At 69.3% G+C, this 18,866-nt stretch carries 14 protein-coding genes; 13 read left to right on the plus strand and 1 reads right to left on the minus strand.

Features of this window, described 5'->3' with window-relative positions; all coding sequences use genetic code 11:
* Positions 1–51: 51 nt before the first annotated feature.
* Positions 52–699 (minus strand): DedA family protein, encoded by a 648-nt coding sequence (locus tag ACG0Z3_RS12020; RefSeq protein ID WP_394397724.1) that lies wholly within the window; start codon positions 697–699, stop codon positions 52–54.
* Positions 700–750: 51 nt separating this feature from the next.
* Here ACG0Z3_RS12020 and mutL point away from each other — a divergent pair, with 51 nt between their 5' ends.
* From mutL to ACG0Z3_RS12085, 13 genes are all read left to right on the plus strand, one after another.
* Positions 751–2,703, plus strand: a complete 1,953-nt coding sequence (mutL, locus tag ACG0Z3_RS12025) for a DNA mismatch repair endonuclease MutL (RefSeq protein WP_394397725.1) — start codon at positions 751–753, stop codon at positions 2,701–2,703.
* Positions 2,704–2,706: 3 nt separating this feature from the next.
* Positions 2,707–4,041 carry a pseudouridine synthase gene (locus ACG0Z3_RS12030; RefSeq protein WP_394397726.1) on the plus strand — a complete coding sequence of 445 codons (1,335 nt, stop codon included), beginning with the start codon at positions 2,707–2,709 and terminating at the stop codon, positions 4,039–4,041.
* Positions 4,008–4,955 (plus strand): tRNA (adenosine(37)-N6)-dimethylallyltransferase MiaA, encoded by a 948-nt coding sequence (gene miaA, locus ACG0Z3_RS12035; protein ID WP_394397727.1) that lies wholly within the window; start codon positions 4,008–4,010, stop codon positions 4,953–4,955. Before ACG0Z3_RS12030 ends, miaA begins: the two co-directional genes overlap by 34 nt.
* Complete coding sequence (locus tag ACG0Z3_RS12040; protein ID WP_394397728.1) at positions 4,952–5,608, plus strand: ABC transporter ATP-binding protein; 657 nt, start codon at positions 4,952–4,954, stop codon at positions 5,606–5,608. Before miaA ends, ACG0Z3_RS12040 begins: the two co-directional genes overlap by 4 nt.
* 198 nt (positions 5,609–5,806) lie before the next feature.
* Positions 5,807–8,362: an ABC transporter permease gene (locus ACG0Z3_RS12045; protein ID WP_394397729.1), complete on the plus strand. Its 2,556-nt coding sequence runs from the start codon at positions 5,807–5,809 to the stop codon at positions 8,360–8,362.
* Complete coding sequence (locus tag ACG0Z3_RS12050) at positions 8,359–9,390, plus strand: lipocalin-like domain-containing protein (RefSeq protein ID WP_394397730.1); 1,032 nt, start codon at positions 8,359–8,361, stop codon at positions 9,388–9,390. The genes ACG0Z3_RS12045 and ACG0Z3_RS12050 overlap by 4 nt, the downstream gene beginning before the upstream one ends.
* A gap of 226 nt (positions 9,391–9,616) precedes the next feature.
* Positions 9,617–11,728 carry an acetyl-CoA hydrolase/transferase C-terminal domain-containing protein gene (locus ACG0Z3_RS12055; protein ID WP_394397731.1) on the plus strand — a complete coding sequence of 704 codons (2,112 nt, stop codon included), beginning with the start codon at positions 9,617–9,619 and terminating at the stop codon, positions 11,726–11,728.
* A 40-nt stretch (positions 11,729–11,768) separates the two neighbouring features.
* Positions 11,769–13,574 (plus strand): ABC transporter transmembrane domain-containing protein, encoded by a 1,806-nt coding sequence (locus ACG0Z3_RS12060; protein WP_394397732.1) that lies wholly within the window; start codon positions 11,769–11,771, stop codon positions 13,572–13,574.
* 73 nt (positions 13,575–13,647) lie between these two features.
* Positions 13,648–14,751, plus strand: a complete 1,104-nt coding sequence (locus ACG0Z3_RS12065; protein ID WP_394397733.1) for a DUF262 domain-containing protein — start codon at positions 13,648–13,650, stop codon at positions 14,749–14,751.
* A 9-nt stretch (positions 14,752–14,760) separates the two neighbouring features.
* The gene (locus tag ACG0Z3_RS12070) at positions 14,761–15,402 is read left to right on the plus strand and encodes an MAE_28990/MAE_18760 family HEPN-like nuclease (protein WP_394397734.1); all 642 of its coding nucleotides are present in this window, start codon (positions 14,761–14,763) and stop codon (positions 15,400–15,402) included.
* A 149-nt stretch (positions 15,403–15,551) separates the two neighbouring features.
* Positions 15,552–16,025: a hypothetical protein gene (locus tag ACG0Z3_RS12075; protein ID WP_394397735.1), complete on the plus strand. Its 474-nt coding sequence runs from the start codon at positions 15,552–15,554 to the stop codon at positions 16,023–16,025.
* A 74-nt stretch (positions 16,026–16,099) separates the two neighbouring features.
* The gene (locus tag ACG0Z3_RS12080; RefSeq protein WP_394397736.1) at positions 16,100–16,549 is read left to right on the plus strand and encodes a hypothetical protein; all 450 of its coding nucleotides are present in this window, start codon (positions 16,100–16,102) and stop codon (positions 16,547–16,549) included.
* A gap of 190 nt (positions 16,550–16,739) precedes the next feature.
* Positions 16,740–18,860: a hypothetical protein gene (locus tag ACG0Z3_RS12085; RefSeq protein WP_394397737.1), complete on the plus strand. Its 2,121-nt coding sequence runs from the start codon at positions 16,740–16,742 to the stop codon at positions 18,858–18,860.
* Positions 18,861–18,866 lie beyond the last annotated feature (6 nt).

Consider the following 18,866-nt stretch of genomic DNA (forward strand, 5'->3'; position numbering starts at 1 on the left):
AGAGTCGCAAAGCTCGCGACTCTAGTCCCGCAGTACTGTCCGTTCGGAAAGTCAGCCCGGCTGACCCTTGAATCGCGCCCGCAGGCCGCCGGCGATGACGATCAGGCCCGGGATGACGATCATGGCCCAGATGATCTTGCTCAGGTGCGTCTGCACCCACGGCAGGTTGCCGAACAGGTAGCCGGCCACGCACAGGCCTACCACCCAGATGACAGCGCCCACGACGTTGAACAGCGTGAACTTGCCGCGGCTCATCTCGGCCACGCCGGCCACAAAGGGCACGAAGGTGCGCACAAAGGGCATGAAGCGGGCAATGATGATGGTGATGCCGCCGTGCTTCTCGTAGAAGGCATGGGCTGCGTCGAACGCCTTCTTGTTGAAGAAACGCGACTGCTCCCACTGGAAGACCTTGGGGCCGATGTAGCGGCCGATCATGTAATTGCACTGATCGCCCAGGATGGCGGCGGCCAGCAGCACCGCGATTGCCACCGGCAGGCTCATCAGCCCCGCGCCGCACAGCGCGCCGACGACGAATAGCAGCGAATCCCCCGGCAGGAAGGGCATCACCACCACGCCGGTCTCGGTGAACACGATGACGAACAGCAGCGCGTACACCCAGATGCCATAGGCAGCCACGAAGGTGGCCAGGTGCTTGTCCACATGCAGGATGAAGTCGATCAGGAAGGTCAGCAAGTCCATGGCGCGGCATTATCCCGACGCCACCATGACACCCCGTCGATAATCCCGCGGATGGATGTGCCCCTGCCAGAACTTGCCCCGCCGCGCGTGATCCGCGAGCTGCCCGATGAGCTGATCAGCCAGATTGCCGCCGGCGAGGTGGTTGAGCGGCCGGCCTCGGTGGTGCGTGAGCTGGTGGACAACGCGCTGGACGCCGGGGCGAAGAACGTGCTGGTCAAGCTGATGGCCGGCGGCGTGCGCGCCATCGTCGTGGAGGACGACGGCTGCGGCATCCCCGTGACACAGCTGCCGCTGGCGCTGAAGCGCCATGCCACCAGCAAGATCGCGTCGCTGGGTGAACTGGAGTCCGTGGCCACCATGGGCTTTCGAGGCGAGGCGCTGGCGGCCATCGCTTCGGTGTCCGAGATGTCGGTGGCCAGCCGCACAGCCGACGCCGCCCACGCCCACCGGCTGGACGCCCGCAGCGGCGAGCTGTCCGCCGCCGCCCGCTCGCGCGGCACCAGCGTGGAGGTGCGTGAGCTGTTCTTCGCCACGCCCGCGCGCCGCAAGTTCCTGAAGACCGACGCCACCGAGCTGGCCCACTGCGTGGAGGCCGTGCGCCGCCATGCGCTGGCGCGGCCGGACGTGGGCTTTGCGATCTGGCACGAGGGCAAGCTCGTCGACCAGTGGCGGGCCGCGTCCGTCGAGCAGCGCATCAGCGACGTGCTGGGCGAGGACTTCGTGCACGACAGCCGCGCCTTCGAGCACAGCGCCGGCCCGCTCGGAGTCATCAGGCCCCCAGGCCAGGCCAATGTCCTGGCCGCCCCCCGAGGGGGTCAAGGAAATTTGGGGCGGCCCGGCATTTCCTTGACCGGCCGCGCCGGCCTGCCCGAGGCCTCGCGCTCGCGCGCCGACCAGCAGTACGTCTGGGTCAACGGCCGCTACGTGCGCGACAAGCTCATCAGCCACGCCATCCGCTCCGCCTACGAAGACGTGCTGCACGGCCAGCGCCAGCCCAGCTACGTGCTGTTCATCGAGATCGCGCCCGAGCTGGTGGACGTGAACGTGCACCCGACCAAGATCGAGGTGCGCTTCCGCGACGGCCGCGCCATCCACCAGGCCGTGCGCCGCGCCTTCATCGACGCGCTGGCGCAATCGCGCAGCGCCGAGGTGGCCGGCGGCGAGGCCATCGAGTCGGCGATGGCGCCGCTGGCCTTCGAGCCGACGGCCGCCGCCACGCTCTACGTGGCCGAGCCGCGCCCGGCCTACGCGGCGCCGGCCGCCTTCACGCCGCCCGTGCCGCCCACGGCCGAGCAGGTGCGGCTGTCGCTGGTGCAGACCGAGGCGCTGTGGCAACCCGCCCGGCCGGTCGTGCCCACCTCGCATCCCGACAGCCGGCCCGCGCTGCTGGTCGACCTGCCCGTGCTGCCCAAGAACCAGGACTGGCCGCTGGGCCGCGCGATCGCGCAGATCCAGGGCGTCTACATCCTGGCCGAGAACAAGCAGGGCCTGGTCATCGTGGACATGCACGCGGCGCATGAGCGCGTCGTCTACGAGCGGCTGAAGGCCAAGCTGGGCTCCACGACCATCGAGAGCCAGCCGCTGCTGATCCCGGTCAGCTTCGCGGCCACGGCCGAAGAGGTCGCCGCCGCCGAGCAGCATGCCGACACGCTGAGCCAGCTCGGGCTGGACGTGTCGCCGCTGTCCACGCGCACGCTCGCCGTGCGCTCGCGGCCGGCGCTGCTGGCGGCCAGCGACCTTGTCGCGCTGACGCGCGAGCTGCTGGCCGAGATGGCACAGTTCGACGCCAGCTCGGTGCTGGAACGCGCCCAGCACGAAATCCTGGCCACCATGGCCTGCCATGGCGCCGTGCGGGCCAACCGGCAGCTGACGCTGGACGAGATGAACGCGCTGCTGCGCGACATGGAAGCCACCGAACGCGCCGACCAGTGCAACCACGGCCGCCCCACCTGGCGCCAGCTCGACATGAAAGAGCTGGACGCCCTTTTCCTCCGCGGACGCTGAACCATGGCCACGCTCACCCTCAAGAACAAGAAACCCGCCGCCAAGACGGCCCGTACCGCCGACGGCGAGAAACGCGGGCCGCTGCGCGGCAAGGGCGTCTCCAAACCCCGCCCCACGCTGGCCCAGGCCCAGGCCGACCGCGCCGAGCGCGAGGAGCAGTTTCAGAAGGCGCAGGCGCAGCGCAATGAACGCCCCGCGACGCGGCGCGACGAGCGCCCGGCCCGGCCGAAGCCCGAGGGTTTCCGGCCCGAATACCCGCCGCAGCGCGGCGAGCCTTTCCGCCGCGATGACCGCGATGATCGTGGCGACCGCAGCGACTGGCCGCGTGACCACCGCCCCGGCCCGCGGCCCGGCGGCTTCCACCCCGACGGCCCACAGCGCGCGCAACGCGGCGAGCCGGTGCGCCGCAACGAGCACCGCGACGAACGCCCCGCCGACCGCCCGCGCGACGACCGTCCGCCGCGCGTCGACCAGCGCCGCGTGGCCAACCGCGGCCCCGGCTTCGAGCCGCCGCAGCGCCCGCAGCAGCGCCTGAACCCGGCGCGCCAGGTGGACGCCGAGGACGGGGACCGCCTGTCCAAGCGAATGAGCGAGCTCAAGCTCGCGTCGCGCCGCGAGGCCGACGAGTGGATCGCCGCCGGCTGGGTGCGCGTCAACGGCAAGGTGGCCGTGCTGGGCCAGCGCGTCATCGGCGATGTGCAGATCGACATCGACCCCGCCGCCCGCCAGGCGCAGGCCCAGCTCGTCACCGTACTGCTGCACAAGCCCATCGGCTATGTGTCAGGCCAGGCCGAGGATGGCTACGAGCCCGCCGTCGTGCTGTTCCAGCAGGAGAACCGCTGGAAGGACGACCCGTCCGGCATCAAGCCCCACCCCAACCACCACCGCCACCTGGCGCCTGCCGGCCGGCTGGACATCGACTCCACCGGCCTGCTCGTGCTGACCCAGGACGGCCGCATCGCCAAGGCCCTGATCGGCGACGACTCCGACATCGAGAAGGAGTACCTCGTGCGCGTGGAGTACGTCGGCCTGCCCGGCGCTGAAGCCGTGCCCGAGGGCACGCTGCCCAATGCGGCTCTGTCCAACAACAAGCTCGCGCTGCTGAACCACGGCCTGGAGCTGGACGGCGAGGCGCTCAAGCCCGCCAAGGTCAGCTGGCAGAACGAGCAGCAGCTGCGCTTCGTGCTGCGCGAGGGCAAGAAGCGCCAGATCCGCCGCATGTGCGAGCTGGTCGGACTCAAGGTCGTGGGCCTGAAGCGCGTGCGCATCGGCCGCATCCCGCTGGGCCATCTGCCCGTCGGGCAATGGCGTTACCTGGCGCCGTGGGAGCGCTTCTGACCCCGATTTGTTTGGCTGGCCCCACCGGCTGTGGCAAGACGGCGGCAGCCTTGGCCATCGCCGAGGTGCTGCCGGTCGAGATCATCAGCGTCGACTCGGCGCTGGTGTACTGCGGCATGGACATCGGCACCGCCAAGCCCACCGCCGCCGAACAGGCCGCGGTGCCGCATCACCTCATCGACATCCTCGACCCGACTGACAGCTACTCCGCCGCCGAGTTCGTTCGCGACGCGAAGCGGCTCGCGGGCGAGATCGCCGCGCGCGGCCGGCTGCCGCTGCTGGTGGGCGGCACCATGCTGTATTTCAAGGCGCTGTTCGACGGCCTGTCGACGCTGCCGCAGGCCGATGCCGAGTTGCGCACCGCCATCGACGCCGAAGCGGCCCAGCGCGGCTGGCCGGCGATGCATGCCGAGCTGGCCAGCCTCGACCCCGAGACCGGCGCGCGCCTGGCCCCCAACGACAGCCAGCGCATCCAGCGCGCGCTGGAGGTCATCCGCCTGACCGGGCAGCCGCTGAGCACGCTGCACGCAGCGTCGCGCGACGACGGCGTGGACTGGCCGCTGTTCTCGCTGGAACCCACCGACCGCGCCTGGCTGCACGCGCGGCTGGCGCAGCGGTTCGACGTGATGCTGGATGCCGGCCTGATCGACGAGGTGAAGGCGCTGCGCGCGCGCGGCGACCTGTCACTGGCGCTGCCGTCCATGCGCTGCGTGGGCTACCGGCAGGTGTGGGAGGCGCTGGACGCCTATGACTTCGGTGATTTGCGCGAGCGCGGCATCGCCGCCACGCGCCAGCTCGCCAAGCGCCAGGTCACCTGGCTGCGCAGCATGCCCAGGCGCCGCGTCATCGCCTGCGATGGCGCGCAGCCCTTGGCTGAACTGCTGCCCGGATTGCAGAGGTTGATGAACGCATGACAGTGCTTTGCGCGCGCGGCTTGGCCAAGCGTTACGGCGATGTGCCGGTGTTCTCAGGCATCGATCTGGACCTGGCTGCGGGCGAGATCGTCGCGCTGCTGGGCGAATCGGGCAGCGGCAAGTCCACGCTGCTGAACTGCCTGGCCGGGCTGGACGAGGCCGATGCCGGCGCCATCACGCTGGCCGGGCAGGACCTGCGGCCGCTGGGCGACGAGGCGCGCTCGGCGCTGCGGCGGCAGTCGCTGGGCTTCATCTTCCAGGCCTTCCACCTGCTGCCGCACCTGAGCGTGGCGGACAACGTCGCGCTGCCATTGCGGCTGCTGCGGCAACGGGACGACGGCCGCGTGGCGGCGATGCTGGACGCGGTGAACCTCGGCGCGCTGGCGGCGCGGATGCCGCGGCAGTTGTCGGGCGGTCAGTTGCAGCGGGTCGCGATTGCGCGCGCCCTGGTGCACCGGCCGCGGCTGGTGCTGGCGGACGAGCCGACGGGCAACCTGGATGCGCGGCATGCGGCCGAGGTGCTGCACCTGCTGCGGCGTTGCACGCAGGACGCGGGCGCGGCGTGTCTGCTGGTGACGCACTCGGACGTGGCAGCGCAGGCGGCAGATCGGCGGTTGCGCTTGGATGGCAGCGGGTTGCATGCGGTTGCGTAGGTGTGGCTCGGCGCCACCGGCCGTGCCGGTAGGGCGGGTCTCGACCCGCCGGCATGGGCGGCAGCTCACCAGCAAGCGGCGGGTCATGACCCGCCCTGCAGCGCTCTTTGGGGTCGCTCAAAAAGAAGGTCGCCCGCCGGGGCGACGTCCCCGCTGGGCCTCCCGCGGCAACCAACACCAGCGCGCAGGCCGCACCCCATGACATCCCTCTGGCGCCACCTCACCTGGCCCACCTGGCGCGACCAGCCCGGCCGTGTGGTGCTGGCCGTCATCGCCGTCATGCTGGGCGTCGCCCTCGCCTTCGGCGTGCACCTGCTCAACGGCGCCGCGCTTACCGAGTTCGCGCGGGCGGCGCGCAGCGTCAATGGCCAGCCCGACCTCGTACTGCGCGCCCGCAGCGGCCCGCTGACCGATGCCGACTTCATCGCCCTGCTCCAGCAGCCCGAGGTGGCCGCCGCCAACCCCGTGCTGCAGGGCCAGGCCGTCTGGCGCGGCAAGACTGGCGCCGATGAGCGGCCGCTGCTGATCCGCATCACCGGCGCTGACGTGCTGGCCCTGCTGGCCTCGGCCGGCGGCGCCCGGCCGCTGGCGCCCGACCTGCTGCCCCAGGTCGACGGCGGCGGCCCCGGCGCGCTTCTGGGCGCGCGCACGCTGCACCTCAACGCCGCCGCGCGCCGCCACCTGGCCGAGGGCCAGACCACGCTGACGCTGCGTATCGCCGTGCCCGGCGACCCCACCCCGCGCGATGTCGAGTTCGCCGTCGGCGGCCGTATCGCCGCCGGCAACGCCCCGCTGGCGCTGCTGGACATTGCCGACGCCCAGCAGCTGCTGGGCCGCCTGGGCGCGCTGGACCGCATCGACGTCCAGCTCGCCGATGGTGTGGACGCCCGCGCCTGGGCCGCACGCCAGCCCGCCCACTGGCGCGCCGAGCCGCCGGCCGATGAAGGCGAGCGCCTGTCGGACATGACGCGCGCCTACCGCGTCAACCTGGGCCTGCTGGCGCTGATGGCGCTGTTCACCGGCAGCTTCCTCGTCTACGCCGTACTGTCTCTGGCCACCGCACAGCGGCAGCCGCAATGGGCGCTGGTGGGCGTGTTGGGCGTATCGGCACGCATGCGCTGGCGGCTCATCCTCATCGAAGGCGCGGCCATCGGCGTCGTCGGCACTGCGCTGGGCCTGGCGCTGGGCGTGGGCCTGGCGGCCGGCGCGCTCAAGCTGCTGGGCAGCGACCTGGGACTGCATGGCGAGGGCGGCTCGTCCGTCGGACTGCTGTTCAACCAGCCGCTGCTGGGACCAGGGCTTGCCTATGGGGCACTGGGCCTGGTGGCGGCACTGGCCGCGGCGCTGGCGCCGGCACTCACCGTGCGCCGCATCGCACCAGCCCTGGTGCTCAAGGGCCTGGGGCTGCCGGCCGGGCGCACGCTGCCGGCCTGGGTGGGCCTGGGGCTGCTGGCGCTGGGCGCGGCGCTGGCCACCCTGCCGCCGCTGGACGGCACGCCGGTGGCCGCCTATCTGTCGATGTTCGTGCTGTTGATCGGCGGCATGGCGCTGGTGCCGGCGCTGGTGCGAGGGCTGGCGGCGCTGCTGGCGCGCCTGCCGTCGGGCGCCCTGCTGTTGCTGGCCCGCGAGCGCAGCCGCGATCAGGCCACCGAAGCCCGCCGCTCGCTGGCCGGCGTGCTGGTGGCGCTGGCGCTGGCCGTCGCGATGACCGTGATGATCGGCAGTTTCCGCGCGTCCCTGATGCAGTGGCTGGATCACGCGCTGCCGGCCGACCTCTATGTGCGCTCTTCGCTGCGCGGTCCCGACGGCCTGCCCGCCCCGCTAGCGCCGGCCTACCTGCAAGCCGTGGACCAGCTGCCCGCCATCGCCCGCAGCGCGCCGCAGCGCAGCACCCGCGTGCGGCTGGCGCCGGGCGCCGAGCCGGTGTCGCTGACCGCCCGACCCCTAGACGAAGGCGGCCTGCCGTTGCTGCAGCGCTGGCAAGGCGAGCGGGCGCCGGGCGCACTGGCGGTGTGGGTCAACGAGGCCGGGCGCGACCAGAACGGCCTGCAGCCCGGCCGGGTGCTGACCGTGGAGCTGGTGGACAGCGGCCGCCGCGTCAGCGTGCAGGTGATGGGCGTGTGGCGCGACTACTCCCGCCAAAGCGCGGCGCTGTGGATGGCGCTGGCGGATTACCGCGCCGCCAGCGGCGATGAGCGCATCACCGAACTCGCGCTCTGGCTGCACCCCGGCCAGCCGCTGGACGCCGCCCGCCAGGCCGTGCGTGCCGCCGCCGCGCAGGCCGAGGACATCGACACCGCCGCCGCCGGCGAGCTGCGCGCCCTCTCGCTGAACATCTTCGACCGCAGCTTCGCCATCACCGTGTGGCTGCAGGCCGTGGCATTGGCGGTGGGGCTGTTCGGCGTCATCGCCAGCCAGTCGGCGCAGGCGCTGGCGCGCAAGCGCGAGTTCGGGCTGCTGCGCCACCTGGGCCTGTCGCGCCGCGCGCTGATGAAGCTGCTGCTGGTAGAAGCCAGCCTCACCGGCGGCGCCGGCGCGCTGGCCGGCCTGGGGTTGGGACTGGGGCTGAGCGCGGTGCTGGTGTTCGTCGTCAACCCACAAAGTTTTCACTGGAGCATGGAGATGCACCTGCCCGTCGCGCGCCTCGCCGTCCTCGTGGGCCTCGCGTTCGCGGCCGCCGTGGGTGCGTCGCTGCTGGCCGGACGGCGCGCGCTGGGCGCCGATGCCGTGCGCGCCGTGCGGGAGGACGCATGAAGCGCCGCGCCCTGCTGCTCGCCGCCCTGCCGCTGCACGCGCGCGCGGCGCTGCGCTTCCCCGCCGACTTCGGCGCCCACCCGGCGCAGAGCATCGAGTGGTGGTACGTCACCGGCCTGCTGGGCACGCCCGGCCAGCCGCCGCGCTACGGCTACCAGCTCACCTTCTTCCGCGTGCCCGGCCCGGCACCGAGCGACCACCCCAGCCCGCTGGCAGCAAAGCAGCTGCTGCTGGGGCATGTGGCGCTGTCGGACCTGGTCGCCCGCAAGCAACGCCACAACCAGCGGCTGCTGCGCGCGCTGCCCGGCGTGGTGGAGGCGCGCGTGGGCGACTGCGCGCTGAAGCTGCGCGACTGGACGCTCGCGCGCACGGCCGAGGGCTACCGCGCCGCGTTCACCGGCCCCGGCTTCACGCTGGAGCTGCAACTGGCCACCTCCGCGCCGCCGCTGCTGCAGGGCGAGGGCGGCGTCTCGCGCAAGGGCTCGGACGAAGACCAGTTCAGCCACTACTACTCCCGCCCCCAGCTCGCGACGACGGCCGACCTCATGCTGGACGGACGCCCGCAGCGCCTGGCCGGCCGCGCCTGGCTGGACCACGAGTGGAGCGACAACTACCTCGGCGACACCGCAGGCTGGGACTGGCTGGGTATCAACCTGCACGACGGCCGCGCGCTCACACTCTTCCAGCTGCGCCGCGAGGACGGGCAGCGCGACTGGGCCGGCGGCAGCGTGCGCACGCCGGGCCAGGCCGACCGCAGCTTCCGCCCCGACGAGGTGGTGATGACGCCGCTGCGCCACTGGACCAGCCCCGTCACCGGCGGCCGCTGGCCGGTGGCCTGGCGGCTGCAAAGCCCGGCCGGAGAGATGCGGCTGGAGGCTGCCTTCGACGCGCAAGAGGTAGACGCCCGGCGCAGCAGCGGCCTCGTCTACTGGGAAGGTGCCGCACGCCTGCTGGACGCCGCCGGCCAGGAGATCGGCTGGGGCTACCTGGAGCTGACCGGCTACGTCGGCAAGCCGCCCATGGTCTGAGAGGTTGACAGTCTTTCACCCATGCCCGCCTTGCACGCCAAAACGCCCTCGCCCGTCGTTGCAAATGCTCGCCATAGCCCGAGCTATGGCTGCGCTTTGCGCCTCGTTCGAGGGCGCTTTGCCGCGCCTTTCTGGCACGGCCGAAAAACTCTCAACCTCTGAGCCACGCGCCGCGCGCCTGCGCCAAGTCAAGCCCTGGCCCCGCGCGATGGCCGAGACTGCGGCCATGCCTGCCCTGCTCACCGACCTCGGCACCGCCGTCACCACCCTGCTGGCCCGCGTGGACGGCCCCGTCCATCTGGCGCTGCCGCTGGGCATCGGCAAGCCCAATGCGCTGGTCAACGCGCTGTACGAGCGCATGGCCGCCGATCCGTCGCGGCCGCTGACCATCCTGACCGCGCTGTCGCTGGAAAAGCCCACGGGCGCGAGCGACCTGGAGCGCCACTTCCTCGCGCCGCTGGTGGCCCGCGTGTTCGGCGACTACCCCGACCTCACCTACGTGAAGGCCGCCCGCGCGCAGGCGCTGCCGGCACACATCGCCGTGCGCGAGTTCTTCCTGAAGACGGCCGACTACCTCGGCAACGACGCCGCGCAGCAGGGCTTCATCTGCAGCAACTACAGCCTGGCCGTGCGCGACATGCTGGCCCAGGGCGCCAACGTGCTGGCCCAGGCCGTGGCGGTGGGTCGCGAGGCCGATGGCCGGCGGCGCTACTCGCTGTCCAGCAACCCCGACCTGACGGCCGACTTCGTCGACCAGTGCCGCACGCTGGGCCAGCCGCTGCTGGTGGTGGCGGTGCTGAACGAGCACATGCCCTTCATGCCCGGCCCGGCTGAGGTGGGGGAGGACTTCTTCGACCTCATCGTGGACGTGCCCCAGGGCCACCACGCGCTGTTCGCTCCGCCCAACCCGGCTGTGTCCAAGGCCGACTACGCCATCGGCCTGCACGCCGCCAGCCTGCTGCCCGACGGCGGCACGCTGCAGATTGGCATCGGCTCGCTGGGCGACGCCATCGCGCAGGCGCTGCTGCTGCGCGAACGCCGCAACGGCGAGTTCTGCGCGCTCATCGAGACGCTGGACCACGCCGCGCCGCTGGCCGGCCGGCACACGGGCCGCTTCGAGCAAGGCCTGTACGGCTGCTCCGAGATGTTTGCCAACGGCCTGCTGCAGTTGCTGGATGCCGGCCTCATCCGCCGCCGCGTCTACCCCGACCTCGCGCTGCAGCGCCTGGCCAACGCCGGCCGCCTGCCCGCTGCGCCCAGCCTGGCCGCCGTGCAGGCGCTGGCCGACGACGGCGCACTGGCGACGCAGCTCACGCCAGCCACGCTCGCGCACTGGCAGCGCCTGGGCCTGCTGCACCCCGCGCTGCAGCTGGACGGCGACCGCTTGCGCTGCGGCGAGCTCAGCTGCGCCAACGACGTGAACCTGCTGCCCGCCGGCATGCTGGGCACCGCCTGGCGCGACACGGCCACGATGCATGGCGGCTTCTTCCTCGGGCCGCGCGCCTTCTACCAGCGGCTGCGCGACAAGACCGGCGACGAGCTGGCCGACATCGCGATGACCCGCATCGCCTTCGTCAACGAGCTGTACGACAGCCCCGGCGCGCCCGAAGCGCTCAAGCGCGCGCAGCGCCGCGATGCCCGCTTCATCAACACCACGATGAAGATGACGCTGCTGGGCGCCGCGTCGTCCGACGCACTGGGCGACGGCCGCGTCGTCTCCGGCGTGGGCGGGCAGTACAACTTCGTCGCGCAGGCGCACGCGCTGGCCGGTGCCCGCTCGGTGCTGGCGCTGCGCGCCACGCACGACAACGCGGCCGGCCTGCAGTCCAACCTCGTGTGGAGCCACGCCAACTGCACCATCCCGCGCCACCTGCGCGATGTCGTCGTCACCGAGTACGGCGTGGCCGACCTGCGCGGCGCCACCGACGCCGAATGCGTGCAGCGCCTGCTGTGCATCGCCGACTCGCGCTTCCAGCAAGGCCTGATGCACGAGGCCCGGGCCCACGGCAAGCTCGCGCCCGACTGGCAGCTGCCCGAGGCTGCGCGTCACAACACGCCCGAGGCGCTGAAAGAACTGCTGCGCCCGGCCCGCGAGGCCGGCGCGCTGCCCGACTTCCCGTTCGGCACCGACCTGGACGAAGACGAACTCCGCATCGTCCGCGCGCTCAAAAAACTCAAGCACGCCAGCCAGCACCCGCTGGAGCTGCTGCAACTGGCGCTGGCCAGCCTGGGCCCGCAGCGCGCCGTGCCCGCCGCCTACCTGCAGCGGCTGGGGCTGGACGAGGCCCAAAGCCTGAAGGACGTGGTGCTGCGCCGCCTGCTGGCCGCCAATCTCTGAGTAACCTGGCCGGGACACCAGCTGTCCCTACACTGCCCCGATGCCCGAAACCTCCCAACGCCCGGCCGCGCGCCAGGCCCGTTCGCTGTCCGGACTCGCCCCCTTCCTCAAGCCCTACCGCGGCCGCATCGCGCTGGCGCTGCTGACGCTGGTGCTCGCCGCGCTGGCGACGCTGGCCTTCCCCATCGCGCTGCGCGGCCTCATCGACGCTGGCTTCGGTGCCGCCAATGCCGGCGAGCGGCTGATGGCGCTGCGTGAGCACTTCCTGGCGATGTTCGCCGTGGGTGCGGCGCTGGGCCTGTTCTCGGCCTCCCGCTTTTACATGGTTACCTGGCTGGGCGAGCGCGTCACGGCCGACCTGCGCAACGCCGTTTACACCCACGTGCTGCGCCAGGCGCCTGAGTTCTTCGAGACCACGCAGACCGGCGAGGTGCTGTCCCGCATCACGACGGACACGACGGTGGTGCAGACGGTGGTGGGCTCCAGCCTGTCCATGGGCCTGCGCAACACGGTCATGGGCATAGGCGCTTTGGTGATGCTGATCGTCACCAACCCCTACGTGATGGGCCAGGTGCTGGGCATCCTCGTGCTCATCGTGGCGCCGGCGCTGTACTTCGGCCGCCGCGTGCGCAAGCTGTCGCGCGCCAGCCAGGACCGCGTGGCCGACACGTCGGCCATCGCCGCCGAGGTGCTGAACGCCGTCACCGTGGTGCAGAGCTACACACAGGAAGGCGCTGAGGCCAAACGCTTCGCCGACGCCAGCGAGGCGGCGTTCGACACCGCCCGCAAACGCACCACGGTGCGCAGCTTCCTCGTCGCCTTCATCATCACCACGGTCTTCGGCGCCATGCTGTGGGGGCTGTACCAGGGCACGCAGGCCGTCATCGCCGGCAGCATCACCGCCGGCCACCTGGGGCAGACGGTGGTGTACGTGACGCTGCTGGTCAGCAGCGTGGCCGTGCTGGCCGAGGTGTGGGGCGATGTGCTGCGCGCGGCCGGCGCCACCGAGCGGCTGGTGGAGCTGATGGAGGCCAAGTCCCCCGTGGCCGAGCCGGTGTCACCGCAGCCGCTGCCCGCCACGGCCGGCGGCTCGCGCGTGGAGTTCAGCGACGTGCTGTTCCACTACCCCTCCCGCCCGCAGACCGCAGCGCTGGACGGCGTGCAGCTCACCATCCAGCCCGGCGAAACCGTGGCGCTGGTAGGCCCCAGCGGCGCCGGCAAGACGACGCTGTTCCAGCTGCTGCTGCGCTTTTATGACCCGCAGGCCGGCGTCATCCGCGTGAACGGCCAGCCCACGCAGACGCTGCGCCTGGCCGACCTGCGCGCCGCCATCGGCCTGGTGCCGCAGGACAGCGTCATCTTCTCCACCACCGCGATGGAGAACATCCGCTACGGCCGGCCCGAGGCGACCGACGAGGAAGTGATGGCCGCCGCCAAGGCGGCCTTCGCCGACGACTTCATCCGCGCGCTGCCTGAGGGCTATGCCAGTTTCTTGGGCGAGCGCGGCGTGCGCCTGTCCGGCGGCCAGCGCCAGCGCATCAGCATCGCCCGCGCCATGCTGAAGAACCCGCCGCTGCTGCTGCTGGACGAGGCGACCAGTGCGCTGGACGCCGAAAGCGAACGCGTCGTGCAAGCCGCGCTGGAAGCGGCGATGCAGCACCGCACGACGCTGGTCATCGCGCACCGGCTGGCGACGATCCAGAAGGCGGACCGCATCGTCGTGCTGGAGGCCGGGCGCATCGTCGACATCGGCCGCCACGACGAGCTGGTGGCGCGCGGCGGGCTGTATGCGAAGTTGGCGGCGATGCAGTTTGGGTTGGAGGCGGTGCCAGAAAACCTAAGCTAGCCATTTCGCAACAGCAATCCATGCTAGAACTTCGCCCCAAGCGAATGCTTTGTGACACGCACAAGAGGCATCAATGACTTTACTTGACCAAATCAATACAAAGCGCCGAGAGATTAAGACCGACGGCTATCCCATGTCCATCGGCGAATGGACTGGAATGTATGAGCGAGATGAACTCGACATCCATCCCGAGTTCCAGCGATTCTTTCGCTGGACACCCGCGCAAAAAGCCGCACTGATCGAATCAATTCTACTTGGCATTCCACTCCCTCCAATTTTCGTGAGCCAACGCGAGGACGGCGTCTGGGATGTCGTCGACGGACTCCAGCGACTTTCGACAATATTGCAGTTCATGGGCCTGCTTAAGGATGAACATGGAAAACCCATGAAGCCACTGCGACTCACTGGCACCAGATACCTTCCAGCACTAAAAGACGTTTGCTGGGAAGATGCCAATGAGAAAAACAGCCTACCCAAAGATCTACAACTCGTCATCAAGCGCTCGAAGATTTCCGCGAGCATTGTGTTGAAAGAGAGCGATCCATCAGCGAAGTACGACCTTTTTCAGCGACTGAATACTGGCGGATCGGAACTGAGCCCGCAAGAAGTGAGGAACTGCCTTCTCGTAATGCTCAACAAGGGGCTTTTCGAATGGCTCAGGGATTTACCCAATCACGAGCCTTTCATTGAAACAACCGCGTTGAGTGATCGTCCACTTGAAGAGGCATACGATATTGAATTGGCGTTGCGCTTTGTTCTGCTAGCGGAGATCTCGGAAAACAATCTAAAGGGTGTCGGAGATATTGGCACATTCCTTACCGACAAAATGACGGAACTCGCCCGCAACAAAAAGTTTCGCAAAGGTGCGGCCAAGGATCTATTTCAAGACACATTTACCGTCTTGAACGAAGCCATGGGCGATACCGCGTTCAAGCGATACTCACTAAAGAAAAAGCGCCATGAGGGCGGCTTCCTGCTGTCGTTGTTCGAAGTAGTTGGACTTGGCGTTGCCTTCAACATTGCTGAGGACACTCTCTGTGACGTTGACGAAATAGAAATGCGAGCGCGATCGGTATGGCGAACCAAAGAATTTACTGACTGGGCGTCATCAGGCGTTAATGCAAGCAGCCGCTTTTCCAGGCTGATTCCATTTGGCCGCAAGCTTTTCAAAGCTTAGTAGTTGACCATGATTCGAACCACTTCAGATTTAATTGATCGAATAGCGCAAGATCTAATATGGCGCAGAAAGGAACTCACCGATCTGAAGGCGCTGATTCACGAGTCAGAAGGCGAAATCAGATCCCGCGTTGTCATCAGAGCAGCAGTGGCTCTTCTGTACGCACATTGGGAGGGATTTGTTAAGAAGGCCTCGTCCTACTATCTGGAGTTCGTAGCATCCCATCGATTGCCATATGCGCAACTCGCACCAAATTTTGTCGGAATAAAGCTACGGACAATGTTCAATACATTGGGCGCAAGCAATAAGATATCAGCAGGAAATGAAATAGCAGACTTCTTTTGCACCAACATTAATCAACAATCAAATATCCCCTACAAAAGCGCCGTTGACACAAAGAGCAATCTTTCATCGACTGTTCTCCTCGATATATTAGAAGCACTTGGACTAGACAAAGCCCCCTTCGCCACGCGACTTGCTTTCATAGACACCAACCTTGTGAATCCTCGCAATCACATAGCACACGGAGAGGATGTGGGATTAACAATGGACGAATATTTAGAGCTTCATACGGCCGTAATAGCGCTGATCGAAACATATCGCAACGAGGTAGAAAACTCTTCCGTACTTCGACGCTACGCCCGCGTTTGAGACTGCGCGCGCGGATCGCAATTTCGGGTTCAAGCAATTTCTGAGCCAGGCCTCAAATCTGAAGGGAATTCGGGGGCAGGTCTTTAATCTAAGTCCCTCCATCCAACGCCAATCTAGAAGTTCAGCCTAGTTCCATAAACCCTGTCGACATGTCCCTTTCAGTCCACGCCAGCCCCACTCGCGAAGCCCTTCAGCTCGCCGATTTGGATGCCGTATGCCGCGATGAATTGGCAGAGCACGCACGCTCCATGGTTGACGTGGCCAAGGAAGGGTTCGGGGTCGAGCTGGACGGGAGTCGTGCCAGTCTGGAAGGGTTGGAGCAGGTGCTTGCCGAATGCGCCGAGCACATGGCGCAAGCTGGAATCAGCGCGGCGTCGGAACAGTCGCAAATGCTGATCGCCATCGCGGGCGCCTATTTGGGCGAGGTGTTTCGCCAAGCGATGGGTGGCAACTGGTACACGCTGAGAGCCGCCGGGCCGGACGACGGCCAGCTCTGTCTACGGACGGGCGGTGACAAGCCGGCCGTGCTGCTTCCGCTGAGCCGGGTCACCCGCCGGCTGACTGAAGGGCCTGAGTTCAATGTCTGGCACTACGCCCAAGTGGCTTGGTCCGTCGCCGACTGAAGACATTGCCGGCTTGCGCCGGATGGTCAGATCGATGGTCTCAGGTATGCACGCCCGCCCAACAACACCACCCCATGCGCCCGCCTCTCGCTGTCCTGCTCCTGCCGCTGGCACCCGCCCTGACCGGCTGCGCCGTCTTTGAAGCGCTGGGCGGCATGCCCTACGCCGAGAAGACGGTGACCCTGCCGCCGGCCATCTCCGGCACGACGGCGCTGGACTGCGTGCTGTCCTCGGTGCAGTCGCTGCGCGAGCGCAACAGCTTCTGGATGGCGGTCAGCCGGCGGGACGATGGGCAGGGCGTGCTGGAAACCGGCCAGTACCCGGAGTCCAACCTCGCCGGGTTCCGCCTTCGCGCGCGGGTCGACGAGCCCCGGCGGCAGTTGCGCCTGCAGCTGAAGGCAGGCGGGCCGTACTACGTGGACCTGGGCGCCAAGCCGGGCGTGGCCGCGCTGGCGGCGGCGGTGGACGCCTGCCTCGCCAGCCCCGCCCCGCACGATCCACCAGGCTCGGCCGCGGCGCGCTGAACCGTTCGAGCAGCTCCTGGAGCGCTGCCGGGCTTGGTGCCCCCCACGGCCCGCGCCGGCGGCACCACGTGCCCTCACCGGTCAGCCCGGCGGCGGGCACGAACGCCGCCACAGCTTCTGCTGAAGCCCTCGCACACCGTTCGCCCCGTCGCTAGCATCACAGTTCCACGGCAGCAACCCGAGGCAACACATGGCATTGAAACCTCTGCAGGGCCTGGCGCTGGCCGGCGCCTGCGCCCTGAGCCCGGCGGCGTCGGCCCAGAACTTCCTCCTCAACGAGGGCGGGATCATGTTTCAAATGCTCCCGCGGTGTGCCGAGACGGTGCCGGTCTCAGGCATGTACACCCAGGCGTCGGCGTTGAAGATGGAGGCGGCGCAGGCGCAGGCGATTGCCGAGAAGCTCGTGGCCACGCTGACGGCCCGCTGTCCCCAGACGCGCACGCTGAGGCTGGACCTGTTGCGCGGCCAGCACATGATTGCGCTGGACGGCACGGCGGTGGGCGCCGTGGCGTTGGCGCTGGCGCCGCCGTCCGCCGCGCCGGTTCCGCAGGGGCCGAACCTGCTCGCGCCCACGAGCCCGCTGCCCAGCCTGGCCAGCGCCAGCAGCCCCGCGGCCCGCTGCGGCGTACTGGCGCAATGGATGGAGACCACGCTGCTGGACGGGGCCGAGCAGGAGGCCTTCCGCGATGAGCACATGCGCGCCGTGTTCGGCCGCACGTTCGATGACGACAACACGCTGCGCATGGTGGTGCACGACACGGAAGTGGCCGCCTGCGTGCGCCCCAAGCTGCGGCCTGCGCAGCCGGTGTCGGCCATCGGCATCCTGCGCCGCGTGATGCCGGACGACAGCCCGGATGTGAGCAGCAGCCCGCAGGCGCAGCGCGTCAAGCGCCTGGAGCCGGTGCTGCGGGAGGTGATGGGCTACACGTCCGGCCCGCGCCTGCGCGGCACCATCAGTGCCCATGTGCGGCAGGTGCGGCAGCAGTACGCCACCGCCAACCAGCTCGCCAACATGGCCAACCGCGGCAACGCGGAACAGGTGCTGTCCAAGGAGCTGGCGCCGGAACGTCAGACGGTGCGGGAGCTCACGCTGCTGCTGCCCGCCGACCGCGAGCGGCTGTTGGCCACCCTGACGGAACAGCGCGCCCGCGTTGCGATGGACAGGATCAACGCCTGGCTGGACAAGGCGCAGGCCTTGCCGCGCAACCTGGCCGGCGCGGGCGAACTGCACAAGGGCCGGCAGCAGCTGGCGGAGGTCATGGGCATGCTGACGCCGGACCGCCACGCCACCGTTCGGGGCCGCGTGGAAGGCCTGCTGGACGAGATGCTCGCCCCCACGCTCAGCGACGTGACGCAGCGCGTGGCCCGCGTTGCCGCCACCCGCGAAGGCGCGCGCACGCTGGTGACGCTGCAGCAGGACTTCGAGCGGCAGCTGCACAGCTATGGCGACCTGCCCTCGGTGCAGCGCGCCTACCAGGCCCTGCTTGACGCCCGCAACCGCGTGCTGCCGCCGCTGCTGCCGGCCTGGCAGGCGCAACTGGCGGCCACGCCCGCACGCCGTGCCGAGCTGGACGAGCGTCGCGATGAGCTGGTGGCGCTGTTCGGCGCCCATGTGGCCGTGGACGACGCGCACTACGCCGCCTTCAAGGCGCCGCTGGACGCCAGGGCCGACGAGCTGGTCCAGCGGCTGAATGCCGAGGAAAAAGCCCGCCGGGCCCGGGAGCGGCAGGCCGCGCGGGCCGCCGCCGCAGCGGCCGGGCTGGCGCTGAAGGCCGAGGATTTCAAGGCTCCCGGCGGCCCCGGGTCGACAGCCATGGTGGCGCTGTACACCGGAGATTTCCAGCGCGTGGGCGCGACTCGCGGCAGCGCGGCGCTGGGGGCCCTGGCGGATGGCTACATCGCGGAGTTCTCCGGTCGCTGCCGCCAGCATCTCGTCGATGCCGTGGAGCTGACGGAGCCGAAGTGCACCTTGTGGCAGACGCAGGAGCAGAACTACCGGGAGGTGTCCCGCCACTGCATTCATTCCATCAATGTGCCGACCGGCGTGTTCGCCGAGCGCAGCCTGCTGGACGCCAAGGCCTCACGCCATGGCGAGCGCGGCATCCAGACCCTCGGCGCCATCTTGAGCCTCAACACCAAGGCCATGATGGGATTGCTGGAGGCCGATGCCTGGGACGGCACGGCCAGGAAGGCGGTGGCGGCGCATGCCTGCACGGCGCCGGCCCTGAAACGGCTGCGCGTGAACCTGGAGGCCTACTTTCTGGGCAAGCCCGCAGTGATGCTGGACGGCGTGACGGCGGGAGACGACTGACACGCC

This window comes from Pelomonas margarita (assembly GCF_043555875.1).
Lineage (GTDB): Bacteria > Pseudomonadota > Gammaproteobacteria > Burkholderiales > Burkholderiaceae_C > Pelomonas > Pelomonas margarita.

Coding starts and splice junctions, on each gene's coding strand:
- ACG0Z3_RS12050 (WP_394397730.1), top strand. CDS start 8,359: ATGAAGCGCCGCGCCCTGCTGCTCGCCGCCCTGCCGCTGCACGCGCGC.
- ACG0Z3_RS12085 (WP_394397737.1), top strand. CDS start 16,740: ATGGCATTGAAACCTCTGCAGGGCCTGGCGCTGGCCGGCGCCTGCGCC.
- ACG0Z3_RS12030 (WP_394397726.1), top strand. CDS start 2,707: ATGGCCACGCTCACCCTCAAGAACAAGAAACCCGCCGCCAAGACGGCC.
- ACG0Z3_RS12020 (WP_394397724.1), bottom strand. CDS start 699: ATGGACTTGCTGACCTTCCTGATCGACTTCATCCTGCATGTGGACAAG.
- ACG0Z3_RS12080 (WP_394397736.1), top strand. CDS start 16,100: ATGCGCCCGCCTCTCGCTGTCCTGCTCCTGCCGCTGGCACCCGCCCTG.
- ACG0Z3_RS12045 (WP_394397729.1), top strand. CDS start 5,807: ATGACATCCCTCTGGCGCCACCTCACCTGGCCCACCTGGCGCGACCAG.
- ACG0Z3_RS12070 (WP_394397734.1), top strand. CDS start 14,761: ATGATTCGAACCACTTCAGATTTAATTGATCGAATAGCGCAAGATCTA.
- mutL (WP_394397725.1), top strand. CDS start 751: ATGGATGTGCCCCTGCCAGAACTTGCCCCGCCGCGCGTGATCCGCGAG.
- ACG0Z3_RS12065 (WP_394397733.1), top strand. CDS start 13,648: ATGACTTTACTTGACCAAATCAATACAAAGCGCCGAGAGATTAAGACC.
- ACG0Z3_RS12075 (WP_394397735.1), top strand. CDS start 15,552: ATGTCCCTTTCAGTCCACGCCAGCCCCACTCGCGAAGCCCTTCAGCTC.
- ACG0Z3_RS12040 (WP_394397728.1), top strand. CDS start 4,952: ATGACAGTGCTTTGCGCGCGCGGCTTGGCCAAGCGTTACGGCGATGTG.
- miaA (WP_394397727.1), top strand. CDS start 4,008: ATGGCGTTACCTGGCGCCGTGGGAGCGCTTCTGACCCCGATTTGTTTG.
- ACG0Z3_RS12055 (WP_394397731.1), top strand. CDS start 9,617: ATGCCTGCCCTGCTCACCGACCTCGGCACCGCCGTCACCACCCTGCTG.
- ACG0Z3_RS12060 (WP_394397732.1), top strand. CDS start 11,769: ATGCCCGAAACCTCCCAACGCCCGGCCGCGCGCCAGGCCCGTTCGCTG.